The organism is Nonomuraea sp. NPDC050310 (assembly GCF_040655795.1).
Lineage (GTDB): Bacteria > Actinomycetota > Actinomycetes > Streptosporangiales > Streptosporangiaceae > Nonomuraea.
Window position 1 is genome coordinate 114,315 of sequence record NZ_JBFAKP010000002.1, and the last position, 15,855, is coordinate 130,169.

At 73.4% G+C, this 15,855-nt stretch carries 14 protein-coding genes; 9 read left to right on the forward strand and 5 right to left on the reverse strand.

The genetic code is table 11. The features are described 5' to 3' along the window. Position 1: 1 nt before the first annotated feature. Positions 2 to 577: a redoxin domain-containing protein gene (locus AB0I67_RS06650; RefSeq protein WP_357918712.1), complete on the reverse strand. Its 576-nt coding sequence runs from the start codon at positions 575 to 577 to the stop codon at positions 2 to 4. A gap of 54 nt (positions 578 to 631) precedes the next feature. Next, a complete protein-coding gene (locus AB0I67_RS06655) occupies positions 632 to 871 on the reverse strand; it encodes a hypothetical protein (protein WP_357918714.1) in 240 nt (79 codons plus the stop codon). A gap of 185 nt (positions 872 to 1,056) precedes the next feature. On the opposite strand from AB0I67_RS06655, the gene AB0I67_RS06660 reads away from it, so the two are divergent. The 4 genes from AB0I67_RS06660 to AB0I67_RS06675 all read left to right on the forward strand — a co-directional run bounded on the left by AB0I67_RS06660 (position 1,057) and on the right by AB0I67_RS06675 (position 5,730). After that, complete coding sequence (locus AB0I67_RS06660) at positions 1,057 to 3,345, forward strand: FdhF/YdeP family oxidoreductase (RefSeq protein WP_357918717.1); 2,289 nt, start codon at positions 1,057 to 1,059, stop codon at positions 3,343 to 3,345. Then, the gene (locus AB0I67_RS06665; protein WP_357918720.1) at positions 3,342 to 3,977 is read left to right on the forward strand and encodes a DUF1345 domain-containing protein; all 636 of its coding nucleotides are present in this window, start codon (positions 3,342 to 3,344) and stop codon (positions 3,975 to 3,977) included. The genes AB0I67_RS06660 and AB0I67_RS06665 overlap by 4 nt, the downstream gene beginning before the upstream one ends. Positions 3,978 to 4,078: 101 nt before the next feature. After that, positions 4,079 to 4,900, forward strand: a complete 822-nt coding sequence (locus tag AB0I67_RS06670; protein WP_357918723.1) for an alpha/beta hydrolase — start codon at positions 4,079 to 4,081, stop codon at positions 4,898 to 4,900. Between the two features lie 32 nt (positions 4,901 to 4,932). Continuing rightward, positions 4,933 to 5,730 carry an alpha/beta hydrolase gene (locus tag AB0I67_RS06675; RefSeq protein ID WP_357918726.1) on the forward strand — a complete coding sequence of 266 codons (798 nt, stop codon included), beginning with the start codon at positions 4,933 to 4,935 and terminating at the stop codon, positions 5,728 to 5,730. 99 nt (positions 5,731 to 5,829) lie between these two features. Here the strand turns inward: AB0I67_RS06675 and AB0I67_RS06680 are convergent, their stop codons facing one another. Continuing rightward, positions 5,830 to 6,663 carry an alpha/beta hydrolase gene (locus AB0I67_RS06680; RefSeq protein ID WP_357918729.1) on the reverse strand — a complete coding sequence of 278 codons (834 nt, stop codon included), beginning with the start codon at positions 6,661 to 6,663 and terminating at the stop codon, positions 5,830 to 5,832. A 67-nt stretch (positions 6,664 to 6,730) separates the two neighbouring features. Here AB0I67_RS06680 and AB0I67_RS06685 point away from each other — a divergent pair, with 67 nt between their 5' ends. Together AB0I67_RS06685 and AB0I67_RS06690 are read left to right on the forward strand one after the other, a co-directional pair. After that, positions 6,731 to 9,355 carry an AAA family ATPase gene (locus AB0I67_RS06685; RefSeq protein WP_357918732.1) on the forward strand — a complete coding sequence of 875 codons (2,625 nt, stop codon included), beginning with the start codon at positions 6,731 to 6,733 and terminating at the stop codon, positions 9,353 to 9,355. 80 nt (positions 9,356 to 9,435) lie between these two features. After that, a complete protein-coding gene (locus AB0I67_RS06690; RefSeq protein ID WP_357918734.1) occupies positions 9,436 to 10,275 on the forward strand; it encodes an alpha/beta hydrolase in 840 nt (279 codons plus the stop codon). A gap of 39 nt (positions 10,276 to 10,314) precedes the next feature. Here AB0I67_RS06690 and AB0I67_RS06695 read toward each other — a convergent pair whose 3' ends face one another. Then, positions 10,315 to 13,050 carry a LuxR family transcriptional regulator gene (locus AB0I67_RS06695; RefSeq protein ID WP_357918736.1) on the reverse strand — a complete coding sequence of 912 codons (2,736 nt, stop codon included), beginning with the start codon at positions 13,048 to 13,050 and terminating at the stop codon, positions 10,315 to 10,317. A 181-nt stretch (positions 13,051 to 13,231) separates the two neighbouring features. Here AB0I67_RS06695 and AB0I67_RS06700 point away from each other — a divergent pair, with 181 nt between their 5' ends. The 3 genes from AB0I67_RS06700 to AB0I67_RS06710 all read left to right on the forward strand — a co-directional run bounded on the left by AB0I67_RS06700 (position 13,232) and on the right by AB0I67_RS06710 (position 15,398). Continuing rightward, positions 13,232 to 14,023, forward strand: a complete 792-nt coding sequence (locus tag AB0I67_RS06700) for an MBL fold metallo-hydrolase (protein WP_357918739.1) — start codon at positions 13,232 to 13,234, stop codon at positions 14,021 to 14,023. Positions 14,024 to 14,116: 93 nt separating this feature from the next. Next, positions 14,117 to 14,713 carry a sulfite oxidase-like oxidoreductase gene (locus AB0I67_RS06705; RefSeq protein ID WP_357918742.1) on the forward strand — a complete coding sequence of 199 codons (597 nt, stop codon included), beginning with the start codon at positions 14,117 to 14,119 and terminating at the stop codon, positions 14,711 to 14,713. Then, the gene (locus AB0I67_RS06710; protein ID WP_357918745.1) at positions 14,706 to 15,398 is read left to right on the forward strand and encodes a ferredoxin reductase; all 693 of its coding nucleotides are present in this window, start codon (positions 14,706 to 14,708) and stop codon (positions 15,396 to 15,398) included. Before AB0I67_RS06705 ends, AB0I67_RS06710 begins: the two co-directional genes overlap by 8 nt. Before the next feature lie 10 nt (positions 15,399 to 15,408). On the opposite strand, the gene AB0I67_RS06715 is transcribed toward AB0I67_RS06710, so the two are convergent. After that, positions 15,409 to 15,819, reverse strand: a complete 411-nt coding sequence (locus AB0I67_RS06715; RefSeq protein WP_357918748.1) for a VOC family protein — start codon at positions 15,817 to 15,819, stop codon at positions 15,409 to 15,411. Between the last annotated feature and the right edge of the window lie 36 nt (positions 15,820 to 15,855).

The following is a 15,855-nucleotide window of genomic DNA, read 5'->3' on the forward strand; positions in this document are numbered from 1 at the left end:
GTCAGCCCGTCAGCTTGCGCACGTGGCCGGCGAGCTCGGCCTCGCCGAGCGGGCCGGTGGCCTTGGTGGTGGAGCCGTCGGGGCGCAGGAAGACGAAGGTGGACTGGCTGCTGACGCCCAGCTTCGTCCACACCGCGCCCTTGGGGTCGGCGAGCTGGACGATGGAGCCGGTGCCGGTGCGCTGGACGAACTCCTTCATCGCGGCCTCGGTGTCCAGGCCCGCGACGCCGACGAAGGCGGCCTCGCCGTACTCGGCCGCTACGGCCTTGACCGCGGGGGCCTCGGCGCGGCACTTCGGGCACCAGGGGGCCCAGAACCAGAAGACCACCGGCCGGCCGGCCAGACCGGCGCCGTCGAACGGCCGGCCGTCCAGGGTCCGCGCGGTGAACCGCAGCGCGGCCGGGACAACAGGCGTGGGCACCGCCGAAGCCGAAACCGCTGCGGGGGTGGTGGGGGCCGAGAGCGGGGCACGGGTGTCGAGCGGCGCGGCCGCGTCGTCCCACTCACCCCCGCCACACCCGCTGACCAGCAAAAACGCCGCGGTGAGCGCCGCCGTGGCGGCCCGTGCTCTGACCATGCGGCCAGCGTAGGACCACGCACCCGGCCACGGTCTTACGAGGTGATGACGGGCTCAGACGGTCCGCGTCGGCAGGCTCCGCGCGGTCCGCCGCAGTTCGGCGCCGAGGGCCTGGAGCCGCTCCAGCCCGACCTCCTCGTCGAGGGACTGCCGGGCGTCCTGCACCAGTTGCCCGGCCTCCTCCCTGGCGTCGGGCGCCAGGACCGCGCCGAGGTCGACCATCCGGCTCTCGACCTGGTCGGCGGCGGCGACCACCTCGGCGCGCGCCTCCTCGATCTGGTTGTCGGCGGACATCCCTGCCTCCATGAAAGTGTCGTTAGGTAGATGAACCGTAACATTCCGCAACACCAGTCGGCGGACTCCCCCCAAACCCACCGATCCCTTGCCCAAAGCCGAGATTCCGCGGAGCAGGCCGCGGGAATCGTGTGACCGGCGAGGGGCGCTGAGCCTCCGCGGCAGGCGTCACGAAGGGATGCGCCGTGAACGGTGGCGAGGCGGAGCAGGTCGGTCCCGTGCCGGGGAAGGAGCCCGAGGCACGTCCGTACCGGCACCCGGCCGCGGGCTGGGGAGCGGCGAAGGCGGTCACCGAGATCGTGCTGCGCCAGGGCGAGGTGGTGGACGGCCCGAGGTCCCTCCTGCGGATGAACCACGAGGACGGCGGCTTCGACTGCCCGGGCTGCGCCTGGCCGGACACCCAGGGCCTGCACCTCGACATCTGCGAGAACGGCGTCAAGCACGCCACCTGGGAGATGACCCGCAAACGGGTCGGGCGCGAGTTCTTCGCCGCGCACTCGGTGACGGAGCTGACCCAGTGGAGCGACTTCGCGCTGGAGGACCAGGGCCGGCTGACCGAGCCGATGGTCTACGACGCCGAGACCGACCACTACGTGCCGATCGGCTGGCAGGAGGCGTTCGAGCTGTTCGGCAGCACCGTGCGCGCGCTGGAGAACCCGAACCAGGCGGCCTTCTACACCTCCGGGCGGCTCGGCAACGAGGCCACCTTCCTCTACCAGTTGATGGCCCGCGAGCTGGGCACCAACAACCTGCCCGACTGCTCCAACATGTGCCACGAGGCCAGCGGCCGGGCCCTGACCGCGGCGCTCGGCACCGGCAAGGGCACCGCCGACCTCAAGGACTGGGAGACCGCCGACGCGCTGTTCGTCATGGGGGTCAACGCCGCCTCGAACGCGCCCCGGATGCTCACCACGCTGGCCCAGGCCTACCGGCGGGGCGCGCAGGTGGTGCACGTCAACCCGCTGATCGAGGCCGCCGCGGGCAGCACGATCATCCCGCACGAGTTCACCCAGATGGCGTTGCTCCGCGCCACCCGCACCAGCACGCTGAACCTGCAGGTGCGCAGCGGCGGCGACATGGCGCTGATGCGCGGCATCGCCAAGGCCACCCTGGAACTGGCCGAGACCGACCCCGGCGCGGTGGATCGGCAGTTCCTCGACCGCTACACCGTCGGCTTCCAGGAGTACGCGGCGCTGTGCGCCTCGACGTCGTGGGAGGAGATCGAGCTCCAGTCCCGGATCAGCCGCGAAGGCGTCCGCAAGGCGGCCCGGGTCTACCGCGACGCCGACCGGACCGTCATCAGCTGGTGCCTCGGCGTCACGCAGCACGAGCACGGCGTCGACACCATCCGGGAGATCGTCAACGTGCTCCTGCTGCGCGGCAACATCGGCCGCGAGGGCGCCGGCCCGTCACCGGTGCGCGGGCACAGCAACGTGCAGGGCAACCGCACCTGTGGGATCGACCACCGGCCGCCGGCCGGCTTCCTCGACCGGCTCGCCGCGGTCTGCGGCATCGACCCGCCGCGCGCCCCCGGGCTGGACACGGTCGGGGTCATCGAGGCGATGCACCGGGGCGAGGTGAAGGTCTTCGTCGGCATGGGCGGCAACTTCGCGCTGGCCGCGCCGGACACCGTCTACACCCAGGCGGCCCTGCGCTCGTGCGAGCTGACCGTGCACGTCAGCACCAAGCTCAACCGCAGCCACCTCGTCCACGGGCGCAAGGCGCTGATCCTGCCGTGCCTCGGGCGGACCGAGAAGGACGAGCAGGCCGGCGGGCTCCAGGGGACCTCGGTCGAGGACTCGATGAGCATGGTCCACCTGTCCGTCGGGATGAAGGGGCCCGCTTCGCCGCACCTGCGGTCGGAGCCGGCGATCATCGCCGGGCTGGCCCGCGCGGCGCTGCCGGCCAGCGCCACGCCGTGGGAGTGGTACGTCGAGGACTACGACCGGATCCGGGACACGATGGCCCGGGTGCTCGACGGGTTCGAGGACTTCAACCGGCGGGTGCGGCTGCCGATGGGCTTCCGCATCAAGCAGCCCGCGCGCGAACTGGTCTTCCTCACGCCGTCGGAGCGGGCCGAGTTCGCTTCGGCGCCGCTGCCCGACGTGCTGCCCGCTCCCGGCACGTTCAGGTTGTGGACGATGCGCTCGCACGACCAGTGGAACACCACCATCTACTCCGACGACGACCGCTACCGGGGGATCAAGAACCTGCGGACCCTCGTCTTCATGAACGCCGACGACATGCGCGAGCTCGGCATCCCCGAGTTCGGGCCGGTGGGCGTCACCGCCACGGCCAAGGACGGCTCCACCCGCTCCCTGACCGGCTTCCTCGCCGTCCCGCACGACATGCCCCGCGGGTGCGCGGCCGGCTACATGCCGGAGATGAACGTGCTGTGCGCGATCACCGACTACAGCGCCCAGAGCGACCAGCCGCTGATGAAGCAGTTGCGGGTCACCATCACCGGCACATGATCCGGCCGCCGCTGTCGGCCGTCACCCGGCTCGTGTACTCCGGGCTGGCCGGCGCGGTCGTCGGCGCACTCGTCGGACTGCTGGCCGACGGGCCGATCGCCCTGCTCACCGCGATCACCGCGACCGCCACCGCCTTCGTCGTCTCCGGGTGGATCGTGTTGTGGTCCATGGACGCGGGCACCACGCACCGCTACGCGCGGCGCGAGGACTTCCGGCCGGTGACCGAGGAGGTCGTGATCGTCACGGCCGCGCTCTCCGGGCTGACGGTCATCGTGGTGCTGCTCCTGGTCGGCAACACCGGCGACAGCCACGCCGCGGCCGCCGCCGGCGTCGCCGGGGTGTTCATGGCGTGGGCGGCGCTGCACCTGATGTACGCCACGCGCTACGCCTACCTCTTCTACGAGCACGCCGGCGGGATCGACTTCAACTCCCCGCACCCGCCGTCCTACAGCGACTTCCTCTACTTCAGCTACAACCTCGGCATGACCTACCAGGTCTCCGACACCGACGTCTCCAGCCCCGAGATCCGCCGGGTGGTGCTGCGCCACTGCCTGCTGTCCTACGTCTTCGGCACCAGCATCCTGGCGACCACCCTCAACCTCGTCGCGGGCATCGTCACAGGTCCCTCGTAAGCACCCGGCCGGCCGTCCGCAGTGCAGTCATCTGACCGATTGCCGCCGGGCGGCGCGGATCTAGCGTCGATCCCGTCGAGACCGACCAGGGAGGATCCCAGATGCCTTACGTGAGCAGCGCAGACGGAACCGAGATCTTCTACAAGGACTGGGGGAGCGGGCAGCCGGTCGTGTTCAGCCACGGCTGGCCGTTGAACGCCGACGCCTGGGACAACCAGATGCGCCTGGTGGCCGACCGCGGCTTCCGCGCCATCGCCCACGACCGGCGCGGCCACGGCCGCTCCGGGCAGTCGTGGGAGGGCAACGAGATGAACACCTACGCCGACGACCTCGCCGGCCTCCTGGACCGCCTCGACCTGCGCGAGGCGGTGCTGGTGGGGCACTCCACCGGCGGCGGCGAGGTGACGCGCTACATCGGCCGGCACGGCACCTCGCGGGTGGCCAAGGCCGTCCTGCTCGGCGCGGTCCCGCCGCTGATGCTCAAGACCGACGCCAACCCCGACGGGCTGCCGATCGAGGTGTTCGACGGCATCCGGGCCGGGGTCGAGGCCGACCGCTCCCAGTTCTACAAGGACCTGGCGGTGCCGTTCTACGGCTACAACCGGCCCGGCGCCAAGGTGTCCCAGGGCGTGATCGACGCGTTCTGGCTGTGGAGCATGCAGGTCGGCGTCAAGGGCGCGCTCGACTGCATCCGAGCCTTCTCCGAGACCGACTTCACCGAGGACCTCAAGCGCTTCGACGTGCCGACCCTGATCGCGCACGGCGACGACGACCAGATCGTGCCGCTCGTCGCCTCCGCGCTGGCCTCGGTCGAGCTGGTCAAGGGCGCGACCCTCAAGGTCTACGAGGGCGGGCCGCACGGCCTGGCCGGGGACTTCGAGCGCGAGTTCAACGACGACCTGCTGTGCTTCCTGACCCAGTGAAAGCTTCCGGCCCAGCGAAAGGTGAAACCGCTATGAGCAAGCCCGACACCATCGTCCTCATCCACGGCTTCTGGGTGACGCCCCGCAACTGGGAGCACTGGATCGCCCGCTACGAGGCCCAGGGGTTCAAGGTCCTGGCCCCCGCCTACCCCGGCTTCGAGGTCGAGGTGGAGGCGCTCAACGCCGACCCGACGCCGATCGAGCAGGTCACCGTCCCGCAGATCATCGAGTCGCTGGAGAGCCTGATCCGCGGCCTCGACCGGCCGCCGATCATCATGGGCCACTCGGCGGGCGGCGTGTTCACCCAGATCCTGCTCGACCACGGGTACGGCGCGGCGGGCGTGGCCATCAACTCCGCGCCCACCGAAGGCGTGAAGGTCATCCCGCTCTCCCAGATCAAGGCCACCTTCCCGGTGCTGAAGAACCCGGCGAACCGCCACAAGGCCGTCGGTTTCACCTTCGAGCAGTGGCGCTACGCCTTCACCAACACCTTCCCCGAGGAGCAGGCCCGCGCCGCCTACGAGCGCTACCACATCCCCGCCTCCGGCCACATCTTCTGGGGCAGCGCCCTGGCCAACATCCACCCGGGCAAGGACGACAACTGGGTGGACTACCGCAACGACCGGCGCAAGCCGCTGCTGTTCATCTCCGGCGAGCACGACAACCTCATGCCGCCGAAGATCCAGCGGTCCAACGCCGCCCACTACAAGTCGCCCGAGACCCTCACCGAGGTGCTCGAGTTTCCCGGCCGCTCGCATCTCATGCCCGCCGAGGAGGGCTGGGAGGAGATCGCCGACGCCGCGCTCGCCTGGGCGCTCAAGCACTCCTGAGCCAGGAACCCGACGGCCCCGCCGTACCTCTCCGAGAAGGAGGTACGGCGGGGCCGTCGGCGTTCACGGGAGAGGGCCGCAGCGGTTACGTAAGTCCATCTACGTCATCCGACGAATGCCTTCAGCCGCCCCGCTGCCTACCGTCGGATCATGCTCTCCAGCCCGAAGCTCCGCCAGCAGCAGCCGGTTCCACTCCTCGGCATGAGTGACCGAGGCGCCGTGCGGCGCGTCCGGGACGCACGCCAGCCGGGCGCCGGCGATCGACCGGGCCACGCGCTCCGCTCCGCCGTCCGGGTCCACGAAGGCGTCCCGGCCGCCCGCGATGACGAGCACCGGCACGGTCACCCGGGCCAGGTCGGGTCCGGGGTCGGCGTCACGCCAGGTGCCGAGCGCGCCCAAGGTGGCCTGGGGCGCGCCGTCGCAGGCCTCCCGCAGCAGGTAGAGCCGGGTCTGCTCGTCCAGGGCGTCCTGCCCGTCGACGGCGAACAGCCGCCGCAGGACCTCGTCCAGCACCGGGATGCGGTGCCGCGCGGCGGCGTCGTGCAGGTCGCCGGCCAGCGGGCCGGGGAACAGGACCGGGCTGCCCAGGACCAGCCGGCGCACCCGGGTGGAGGTCGCGGCGTAGGCGAGCGCTTCGGCGCAGCCGGTGCCGAACCCCACCAGGCTCACACCGGTCAGGCCGAGCCCGTCCACCACGGCCGCCAGGTCGGCGGTGAAGGCCGCCTGGTCGTACCCGCCCCAGGGCCGGTCGGACCGCCCGAAGCCGCGCCGGTCGTAGCCGATCACCCGGTGCCCCGCCGCGACGAGCGCGGCGACCTGGGGTTCCCAGAACCGGAGGGTGAGCGGCCAGCCGGGGACCAGGAGCACGGGAGCGCCCGAGCCGAAGTCCTCGACGTGCAGGCGCACCTGGTCATCCACCTGTAGCAGCGGCATCTGCCCAGCATGGGCTCGCCGGGTCCCGGCGGCATCGGTCAAATGACTGCACCCGAGGAGGCGTTCCATGGACATCATCGGCCGCGAGCGTGAGCTCGCCGAACTCCGCCGCGCGATCGACCGCGCCCCGGGCACGCCGCCCAACGTGGTCCTGCACGGCGATCCGGGCGTGGGCAAGTCCGTGCTGCTGCAGGCGGGCATCGCCTACGCCAGAGAGCGCGGCGTCCGGGTGCTGGGCGGCAGCGGGTTCGAGAGCGAGGCGCAACTGGCCTTCGGCGGCCTGTTCCAGCTCTTCGCCCCGGTGATGGACTACCTCGACCGCGTCGAGCCGTTCCACCGCGACGTGTTACGCCGGGTGCTGGGCCTGCAGGCGGGGCCGGCGCCGGACCGGCTGGCCATCTCGGTGGCCTCCCTGGCCGTGCTGGCGGCGGTGGCGGAGGACGGCCCGGTGCTCATCGCGGTGGAGGACGCGCACTGGGTGGACCACCCCACGCGCGAGGTCATGATGTTCATCCTGCTGCGGCTCCAGCCGTACGACCTGCGGGCGATCTTCGCACGCCGGCCGCTGACCGCCCGCGAGCGGGTCACGCCGGGGATCAACATGCTGGAGCTCGGCCCGCTGGCCGACGAGGACGCCGGGCACCTGCTCGACGAGGTGCATCCGGGCCTGCCCGAGTCGGTCCGCCGCCGCGTGCTGCAGGACGCCGCGGGCAACCCGCTGGCGCTCACCGAACTGCCGCAGACCTCGGTCGGGGTGGAGCTGCTGCCCGCGGGCGCCCCCTTGCGCACCCGGCTGGAGGCGGCCTTCGCCGACCGGGTGCTGGCCCTGCCGCCGCACATCCGCACCACGCTGCTGGTCGCCGCGCTGGACGGGGACCGCCTCGAACACCGGGCCGAGCTCTCGCCGCACGACCTGCTGGAGGTCGAAGGGCTCGGGCTGGTCACCCGGCACTCGACCCCGTCAGGGCTGCGCTTCCGGCACCCGCTGGTGCGGTCGGCGATCAGCGGCACCGCCTCGCCGGAGGAGCTGCGCCTGGCGCACGCGGTGCTGGCCGAGCAGTACAAGGACGATCCCGAGATCAGGATGTGGCACCTGGCCGCCGCGAGCGTCGAACCGGACGAGGCGACCGCCGCCGAGATCGAGGCGGCGGCGGACGCGGTGAGCGTGCGCGGCGGCACCGGGCTGGCGGTCGAGGCGATGCGCAAGGCCGCGGCGCTCACTCCCGACCTGGCCGACCGCGCCCGCCGGCTGGAGCGCGCCGCCGAGCTGGCGGGCGAGTCCGGCCAGCTCGACCTGGCCCAGGAACTGCTCGACGAGGCCCGCCGCCACCTGGACGACCCGGCCCGCGCGCTGTCCACCCGGGCGCAGATCCTCCTGCTGCGCGACGGGGACCTCGACGCCGCCCGCCGGCTGCTGCGCCGCGCGCCGGGCTCGGGCCTGCTGGTCCGGGTGCTGGCCGCCTCCTACGCCCAGGACCACGAGGAGTGGGCCGAGGTCACCGGCCTCGTCTCCGGCCTCGTCTCCGGCAGTGGCGACCCGCACGTCCGGCTGCTGCACGACGTCTTCCGCGGCGAAGGCAGCGCGGAACGGGTCCGTGCCGCCTTCGACGCCCTGCCCGGCGACGCCCCGCCCGGCCGGGTGGCCGCGCTGTGCCGGGCGGCGACCTGGCTGGACCTGCTGCCCGACTACCGACCGCACATCCGCGGCCTGATCGGCGGCGAGGGCGCCATGCACGCGGCGAGCGGCTACTGGCTGGCCGCGCACGACCACTTCCTGGCCGGCCAGTGGGACGCCGCCGAGACCGCCGCCGGCGCGGGCCTGGACCTGTGCGTCCGGCACGACCTCGACCTGCTCGCCCACGACCTGCGCTGCAGCCTCGGCTGGATCGCCGCGGGCCGCGGGGACGCCGACAGCGCGCTGGAGTACAGCCGGACCGTCGAGCAGTGGGCGGCGCCGCGCGGCAGCGGGCTGCACCTGTCGCTGTCGGCGCGCAACCTGGCCCTGGCCGCGATGGCGCACGGCGACTACGAGAGCGCCTACGGGCACTGGAGCGGCATCAGCCCGCCGGGCTCGGTGCCGGCGCACGTCGCCTACGCCCCCTGGACGGTCTTCGAGCTGGTCGACTCGGCCGTGCGCACCGGCAGGACCGCCGAGGCACGGGCGCACGTGGCGGCGGCCATGCGGCTGGCCGTACAGCCGCCGAGGCTGCGGCTGCTGATCACCGCCGCCCGCGCGCTGGTCGCCCCGGAGGAGGAAGCGGTCGGCCTGTTCCGCTCGGCGCTGGCGCTGCCGCTGACCGAACGCTGGCCCTTCGATCACGCGCGGATCCGGCTGGCCTTCGGCGAGCTGCAGCGCCGCCGCCTGCAGCCCGGCGAGGCCCGCCCCGAGCTGCGGCGGGCCTCGGCGCTGTTCGCCGGGATGGGGGCGAGCGCCTGGCAGCAGCGGGCCGAGCAGGAGCTGCGCGCGACCGGCGTGGCGGTCACCGCGCGGCCCAACGCCGCGCACGGGCTGACCTCCCAGCAGTTGGAGGTGGCCCGCCTGGCCGCCTCGGGGCTGAGCAACAAGGAGATCGGCGAGCGGCTGTTCCTGTCCTCGCGGACGGTCAGCGCGCACCTGTACCGGATCTTCCCCAAGCTCGGGATCACCTCGCGGGCAGCACTGCGGGACGCGCTGGAGGGTGCAGTCAACTGACCGATTCGTGGGCCGGGGGCGCCGCCGCATGCTCGTGCTGCCGACGAGAAGCCGGCGCCTACCGACGAGGAGCGATCACCATGACCGTCCGCCCCCGCCACCGCGGCCTGAGCATGTTGCTGGCCGTACTGACCCTGATGCTCGGCCTGACCGGCACCGCCACCTCCGCCGCCGCCACCTCTGCCACCACCTCCGCCGCTGCCACCACGGGCGGCACCGCGAAACCCACCGTGGTGCTCGTGCACGGCGTGTTCGCCGACTCCTCCGGCTGGAACGCGACGATCACCGCGCTCCAGGCGGCGGGTTTCCCGGTGATCGCCGCGGCCAACCCGTTGCGTGACCTGGCCGGGGACTCCGCCTACGTCTCCAGCCTGGTGAAGACCATCCCCGGCCCGGTGATCATGGTCGGGCACTCCTACGGGGGCGCGGTCATCACCAACGCGGCGCGGGACAACGCCAACGTCAAGGCCCTGGTCTACGTGGCCGCCTTCGCTCCCGACCAGGGCGAGACCCCGCTCAAGCTGGCCGAGCGCTTCCCCGGCAGCCTGCTGGGCGGCGCCCTGGTGATCCGCGACTTCCCGGGCGGCGGCCACGACGGCTACATCGACCAGGCCAAGTTCCGTGAGGTCTTCGCCGCCGACCTGCCCGTGCACGTCACCCGGCAGATGGCGGTCACCCAGCGGCCCGGCAGCGTCGACGGCCTGTCCGGCCTGAGCGGCGTCCCGGCCTGGAAGTCGGTCCCGTCCTGGTACGTCATCCCGACCGAGGACAAGGTCATCCCGCCGGCCGTGCAGCGCTTCATGGCCGAGCGGGCCGGCAGCAAGGTCCGCGAGGTCACGGGCGCCTCGCACGTGGTCATGCAGTCCCGGCCCGACGTCGTGGTCCGGCAGATCCTGGCGGCCTACTCCGCCACCCGCTGACCAGCTCCATCGAAGGGCCCGGCGTCCGCGCCGGGCCCTTCACCCGTTCCCGGGCAGGGCGTCGCGGAGCTGGCTGCGGGCGTTGATGCCGAGCTTGGGGAAGAGCCGGTACAGGTGGGTGCTGACGGTCCGGGGCGACAGGTAGAGCTGCTGGCCGATCTCCCGGTTGGACAGCCCCGCGGCGGCCAGCCGGGCGATCTGCAGCTCCTGCGGGGTGAGCCGGTCGAGCGTGCTGGGCAGTCGCAGGTCGCTGGCCTCACCGGCGGCACGCAGCTCCTGGCGGGCGCGCTCGCCCCAGGGCAGCAGGCCGAGGGTGTCGAAGGCGTCGCGGGCGGCGCGCAGCGAGGCGCGGGCCTCGTGCACCCGCCGCCGGCGGCGCAGCCAGGTGCCGTGGGAGAGCAGGAGCCGGGCGCGCGAGGTGGGCCAGGTGGACAGGTCGGCCTCCAGCGCCTCCTGGTAGAGCCGCTCGGCGTCGGCGTCGGCGGCCAGGAGCGCGCGGGCGTGCCGCAGCCCCACGTGCAGCAGCGGGGCGGGGGTCGTCCGCCCGTCCGCCTCCAGCTCCGCCAGCAGCGGGCGGACCTCGTCCTGCCGCCGGGCCAGGACCGCGGCCTCGACCAGCTCGCTGATCACCCAGTGCCGCCAGACGGCGTGGTAGGCGGTTCCGCCGCGGTCGAAGATCCGCAGCAGGTAGTCGACGGCCTCGTCGTGCCGCCCGGCGCACAGCGCGATCATGCCTCGGGCGTGCTGGAGCATCGACCGGATCGAGCTGATGTTCATGGTGCCGAGCGCCCGGTCGCCCTCGGCGGCGAGCGCGAGGCCCTGCTCCTCCTCGCCGCGCAACCCCGCCAGCAGGGCGAGTACGGCCAGGCAGCTCGCCACCCAGCGCGGCTGGCCGGACTCCCGGGCCAGCCGCTCGCCTTCCTGCCCGGCGAGTACGGCATTGCGCCAGTCGCCGCAGAACACCTCGTTCCAGGTCTGCGAGCAGAGCGCCTGGGCCAGGACCCCGAGCCGGCCCTGCGCCCGCAGGCCCGCGATGGCGGTCTCCAGGAGGTCGCGGGAGAGCGGGTAGTCGCCGACCGCGGTGGCGGCCACGCCCAGCAGCCGGGCCTCGGCGCCGTCGAGACTCTTCTCGCGCAGCCTGCGCACCCGCTCGATCACCTCGGCGCCGTGCTCGACCGGGGCGGAGGTGGACATGATCATGATCAGCCCGGGGTCGTCCGGGCCGGGCGCCAGCCGCCGCGCCAGGGTGAGGACCTGGTCGCGCAGCTCCCAGCCCGGTTCGGTCCACCAGCAGCGCAGGCCCGCGGCCCGGACGAAGTTGAGCGCCAGGGGGCGGTTCCCGGACGCCTCCAGGGTCTCGGCGGTGGCGATCAGCCGCCGGATCCGGTCGGGGCCCTCGTTCTTGCCCTCGTCGAACACCGCGCCCAGCCAGGTCAGCCGGGCGCGTTCCGTCTCGTCCAGGTGCTCGGGCTCGACGAGGGCCAGCAGGGCGGCCACCTGGTCGCCGCGGCCCAGCTCGAACGAGAGCTCGGCGGCACGCAACAACCGGCGCGCGCGGACCGGACGATCCTCGCTGATCTCGGCCGCCCGGCGCAGGGCGGTCACCGCGACCGCCACCGCACCGCGCCGCCGTGCCCGTGCGGCCGCCGCCTCCAGCTCGGCGGCTACCGGCTCGTCCGGCCGCTCGATGGCCGCGGCGCGATGCCACGCCCTGCGATCCGGATGTGCACCGAGCACCTCGGCCAGCGCCGCGTGCGCGCCGAGCCGCTCGGCGTGCGCGGCAGTCCGATAGACCGCCGACCGCACCAACGGATGCCGGAACCGCACCACCCGCCCCACACCACCCTGCTTTGGGACCTTGGCCACCCCACCCTTTTCCTCGATTAACACCAGCCCGGCCGTCACGGCTGGGGTCAGGTCGGCGGGTGTGGCTCCGGCGGCTGCGAGTGCCTCGGCCAGGTCGGGCCCGTCGTTGGCCGCCGCGGCGAGCAGCAGCCGCCGGCCCGAAGGTGAAAGCTCGCCCAGCCGGGCCGCGAAGGCCCGCTCCAGCCGCGCGGTGAGCGGCAGGAACCCGTCCTCCGCACCCTCCTCCCCGCCCAGCGCCACCGGAAGCTCGGCCAGCGCCAGCGGGTTGCCCGCCGCAGCCTCCAGGACCCGCAGCCGCACCCCCTCGGCCAGCCCCGGCGCCCGGACATCGAGCAACTCCTCGGCCGCAGCAGGCTCCAGCCGCTCCAGCTCCAGCTCAGGCAGCCGAGGCCCGGGCAGCAGGCTGGGATGCCCGTCCCGGATCGTCATCAGCACCGCCACCGGCTCGGCCCCCATCCGCCGCGCCAGGAAGGCCAGCACCTCGGTCGTCGGCCGGTCGAGCCACTGCACGTCATCGACGGCCACCAGCACGGACCGCCGGGTAGCCGCGTCGCTGAGCAGCGTGAGCACGGCCAGCGCGATCAGGAACGGCTCGGTGTCGTCCGCCTCCCGCAGCCCGAACGCGGCGCGCAGAGCCTCCCGCTGCCGCTCCGGCAACGCGTCGATCCTGCCGAGCAACGGCTGCAGAAGCTGGTGCAGCCCGGCGAACGGCAGATGGGTCTCGCTCTGCACGCCCGCGGCGGACAACACCACGACACCCCGCCGCCGCGCGTCGTCGGCGGCAGCGGCGACCAGCGCGGACTTGCCGATCCCGGGAGTGCCGCGCACCAGCAGCGCGCCGCCCCGGCGGGGCAGGCCGTCGAGGAGCGCCCCGATCCGCGCCGTCTCGCGCTCGCGGCCGATCAGCACGTCCGACCTCCTGCCGCCGATTCAGTCCACTTTGTGGATCTTAGGAGGTGGTCGGCCGGGGCGGTGAGTGCAGTCATCTGACCGATTCCCCGCCTGCGCCGCCGTTCTAGCGTCGTGCTCGTCACCGCCGAGCCCACCGAGGAGCCCGCACGATGTCCACGCCTCCGGGAGCGTTCCCGCCATGACCGCCGTCCGTTTCACGCATATCGGCGGGCCGACCGTCCTCATCGAGTTCGACGGCTGGCGGTTGCTGACCGACCCCACCTTCGACCCGCCCGGGCAGACCTACTCCTTCGGCTGGGGCACCTCCTCACGCAAGCTCGCCGGGCCCGCGCTGGCCGCCGCCGACCTGCCGCCGATCGACGCGATCCTGCTCACCCACACCCACCACGGCGACAACCTCGACCGGGCGGGGCGGGACCTGCTGCCGGCGGCGGCCACCGTCGTGACCACCCGCTCCGGCGCCCGCACCCTCACGGGCGCAGTGCGCGGGTTGCGCGCAGGGGAGATGACGCGGCTGGAGGCGCCGGGCCGCCCGCCGATCGACGTCACCGCCACACCCTGCCGGCACGGCCCGCCGCTCAGCCGCCCGCTCACCGGCGAGGTGATCGGCTTCGCCCTCACCTGGCCCGGCCAGGAGTACGGCCCGCTGTGGATCACCGGCGACACCGTCTACCACCGCGCGCTCCGCCGCAGCGCCGCCGAGGTAAGGCCCGGCACCGTCCTGCTGCACCTGGGCGGCGTCGGCTTCCCGCTGACCGGGCGGCTCCGCTACACGATGACCGCCCGCCAGGCCGTCCGGCTGTGCGAGAAGGCGGTCCCGCGCACGGTCCTCCCCGTGCACTACGAGGGCTGGCAGCACTTCCGCCAGGACCGCGAGGACGTCGAGCGGGACCTGCGCCGGGCGCCGCGCTGGGTCGGCGGCCTCTTCCACTGGCTGCCCCTCGGCACCCCCGACCCGGTGACCGTCTAGGCGAACACCACCATGACCACCCAGCCCTGAACTCACGTGTTCGTGCGATGTCCGGCGGCCGGCCGTCGCCCACGCTCCCTGGAGGAGGAAGCCATGACCATCTTTTCGCGCGGGTTCCGCGGCCGGAGCCGTGGCGACGACCGGCTGCCGCCGGGCCAGTACCTCACCGAGGACTTCCCGGTGCTGTCGGCCGGTCCCACGCCCCGGGTGCCGCTCGACCGGTGGGAGTTCACCGTCGACACCGAGACCGGGCAGGTGCACCGCTGGACGTGGCCGGAGCTGATGGCTCTGCCGTACGAGACGCCGACGGTGGACATCCACTGCGTGACGAGCTGGTCGAAGCTCGGCACCCGGTGGCGCGGGGTCTCGCTGGACGTGCTGTTCGAGCAGGTGGAGACCTCGGCGGAGTACGCGCTGGTCTACTCCTACGGCGGCTACACCACGAACCTGCCGCTGGAGGACCTGCTGGACGGCAAGGCGTGGATCGCCTACCGCTTCGACGACGAGGAGCTGGCGCCCCGGCACGGCGGTCCGGCGCGGCTGCTGGTGCCGCACCTGTATTTCTGGAAGTCGGCCAAGTGGGTGCGCGGCATCCGGCTGCTCGCCGAGGACTGGCCGGGGTTCTGGGAGAGCGCGGGCTACCACAACTACGGCGACCCGTGGCGTGAGCAGCGCTACGCCGATGACTAGGTGGCTGACCGCGCGGCTGGTCGAGGCGCGGGACGAGACGCCGACGGCGCGCACGTTGCGTTTCGAGGTCCCCGGCTGGCCGGGTCACCTGCCGGGGCAGCACGTGGACGTCCGGCTGACCGCCGAGGACGGGTACACCGCGCGCCGCAGCTACTCCCTGGCCTCGGCCACCGGCGTGGAGCTGACCGTGCAGCGGGTGGCGGGCGGGGAGGTCTCGCCGTACCTCACGCGGGACCTTCGCCCCGGCGACCTGGTCGAGCTGCGGGGTCCGGTGGGCGGCTGGTTCGTCTGGCGTGCGGCCGATCCGGCGCCGGTGCTGCTGGTCGCCGGGGGCGCGGGCATCGTCCCGCTGATGTCCATGATCCGGGCGCGCCGCGCGGCGGGGGTGTCCACGCCGTTCCGGCTGGTCTACTCGCTGCGCTCGCCCGCCGAGCTCTACTACGCCGCCGAGCTGCTGGACCCGCCCGCCGGGCTTGAGGTGAGCCTGGTGCACACCCGCCGCACCCCGCCCGGCCACGCGCGGCCCGCCGGGCGGCTCACCGCCGCCGATCTCGGCCCGTACGGCGAGGCGGACTGCTTCGTCTGCGGCCCGTCCGGCTACGTCGAGGCCGCCGCCGACCTCCTGCTGGGCCTGGGCCACGACCCGGCCCGCATCAGGACGGAACGCTTCGGCCCCACGGGCTGACTGGCCAGCCTTAAGGGCTGGCCGGCTCGTCCGCCGGGCCGAGCAGGTCCCAGCGGTTGCCCGAGACGTCCACGAAGACCGCGACCCGCCCGTAGGGCTCGCGCCGGGCCGGGCTGACGAACTCGACGCCGGCCGCGACCATCCGGGCGTGGACCGCGTCGAAGTCCGTCACCCGCAGGAACATCCCCACCCGCCCGGCGAACTGCCGCCCGACCGCCGCCTCCTGCTCGGGCCCGTCGGCCCGGGCGAGCAGGATGCCGGTGGCCGCGCCGGGCGGGCGGACGACGACCCAGCGCTTGGGCCGGCCGTCGTTGGTCAGGGAGGGCGAATCCTCGGCCAGCTCGAAGCCGAGCACGTCCACGTAGAACCGGATCGCCTCGTCGTAGTCGTGCACGATCATCGAGACCAGGTCGAGCTGCATCGCCCCACCTTAGCCACGCCGGTGCGACTCCCGCTG

What these genes read in the sequence shown, in the direction of transcription:
- AB0I67_RS06650 (WP_357918712.1), bottom strand. Translation starts at nt 577, where the DNA reads ATGGTCAGAGCACGGGCCGCCACGGCGGCGCTCACCGCGGCGTTTTTG.
- AB0I67_RS06655 (WP_357918714.1), bottom strand. Translation starts at nt 871, where the DNA reads ATGTCCGCCGACAACCAGATCGAGGAGGCGCGCGCCGAGGTGGTCGCC.
- AB0I67_RS06665 (WP_357918720.1), top strand. Translation starts at nt 3,342, where the DNA reads ATGATCCGGCCGCCGCTGTCGGCCGTCACCCGGCTCGTGTACTCCGGG.
- AB0I67_RS06670 (WP_357918723.1), top strand. Translation starts at nt 4,079, where the DNA reads ATGCCTTACGTGAGCAGCGCAGACGGAACCGAGATCTTCTACAAGGAC.
- AB0I67_RS06675 (WP_357918726.1), top strand. Translation starts at nt 4,933, where the DNA reads ATGAGCAAGCCCGACACCATCGTCCTCATCCACGGCTTCTGGGTGACG.
- AB0I67_RS06680 (WP_357918729.1), bottom strand. Translation starts at nt 6,663, where the DNA reads ATGCCGCTGCTACAGGTGGATGACCAGGTGCGCCTGCACGTCGAGGAC.
- AB0I67_RS06685 (WP_357918732.1), top strand. Translation starts at nt 6,731, where the DNA reads ATGGACATCATCGGCCGCGAGCGTGAGCTCGCCGAACTCCGCCGCGCG.
- AB0I67_RS06690 (WP_357918734.1), top strand. Translation starts at nt 9,436, where the DNA reads ATGACCGTCCGCCCCCGCCACCGCGGCCTGAGCATGTTGCTGGCCGTA.
- AB0I67_RS06700 (WP_357918739.1), top strand. Translation starts at nt 13,232, where the DNA reads ATGACCGCCGTCCGTTTCACGCATATCGGCGGGCCGACCGTCCTCATC.
- AB0I67_RS06705 (WP_357918742.1), top strand. Translation starts at nt 14,117, where the DNA reads ATGACCATCTTTTCGCGCGGGTTCCGCGGCCGGAGCCGTGGCGACGAC.
- AB0I67_RS06710 (WP_357918745.1), top strand. Translation starts at nt 14,706, where the DNA reads ATGACTAGGTGGCTGACCGCGCGGCTGGTCGAGGCGCGGGACGAGACG.
- AB0I67_RS06715 (WP_357918748.1), bottom strand. Translation starts at nt 15,819, where the DNA reads ATGCAGCTCGACCTGGTCTCGATGATCGTGCACGACTACGACGAGGCG.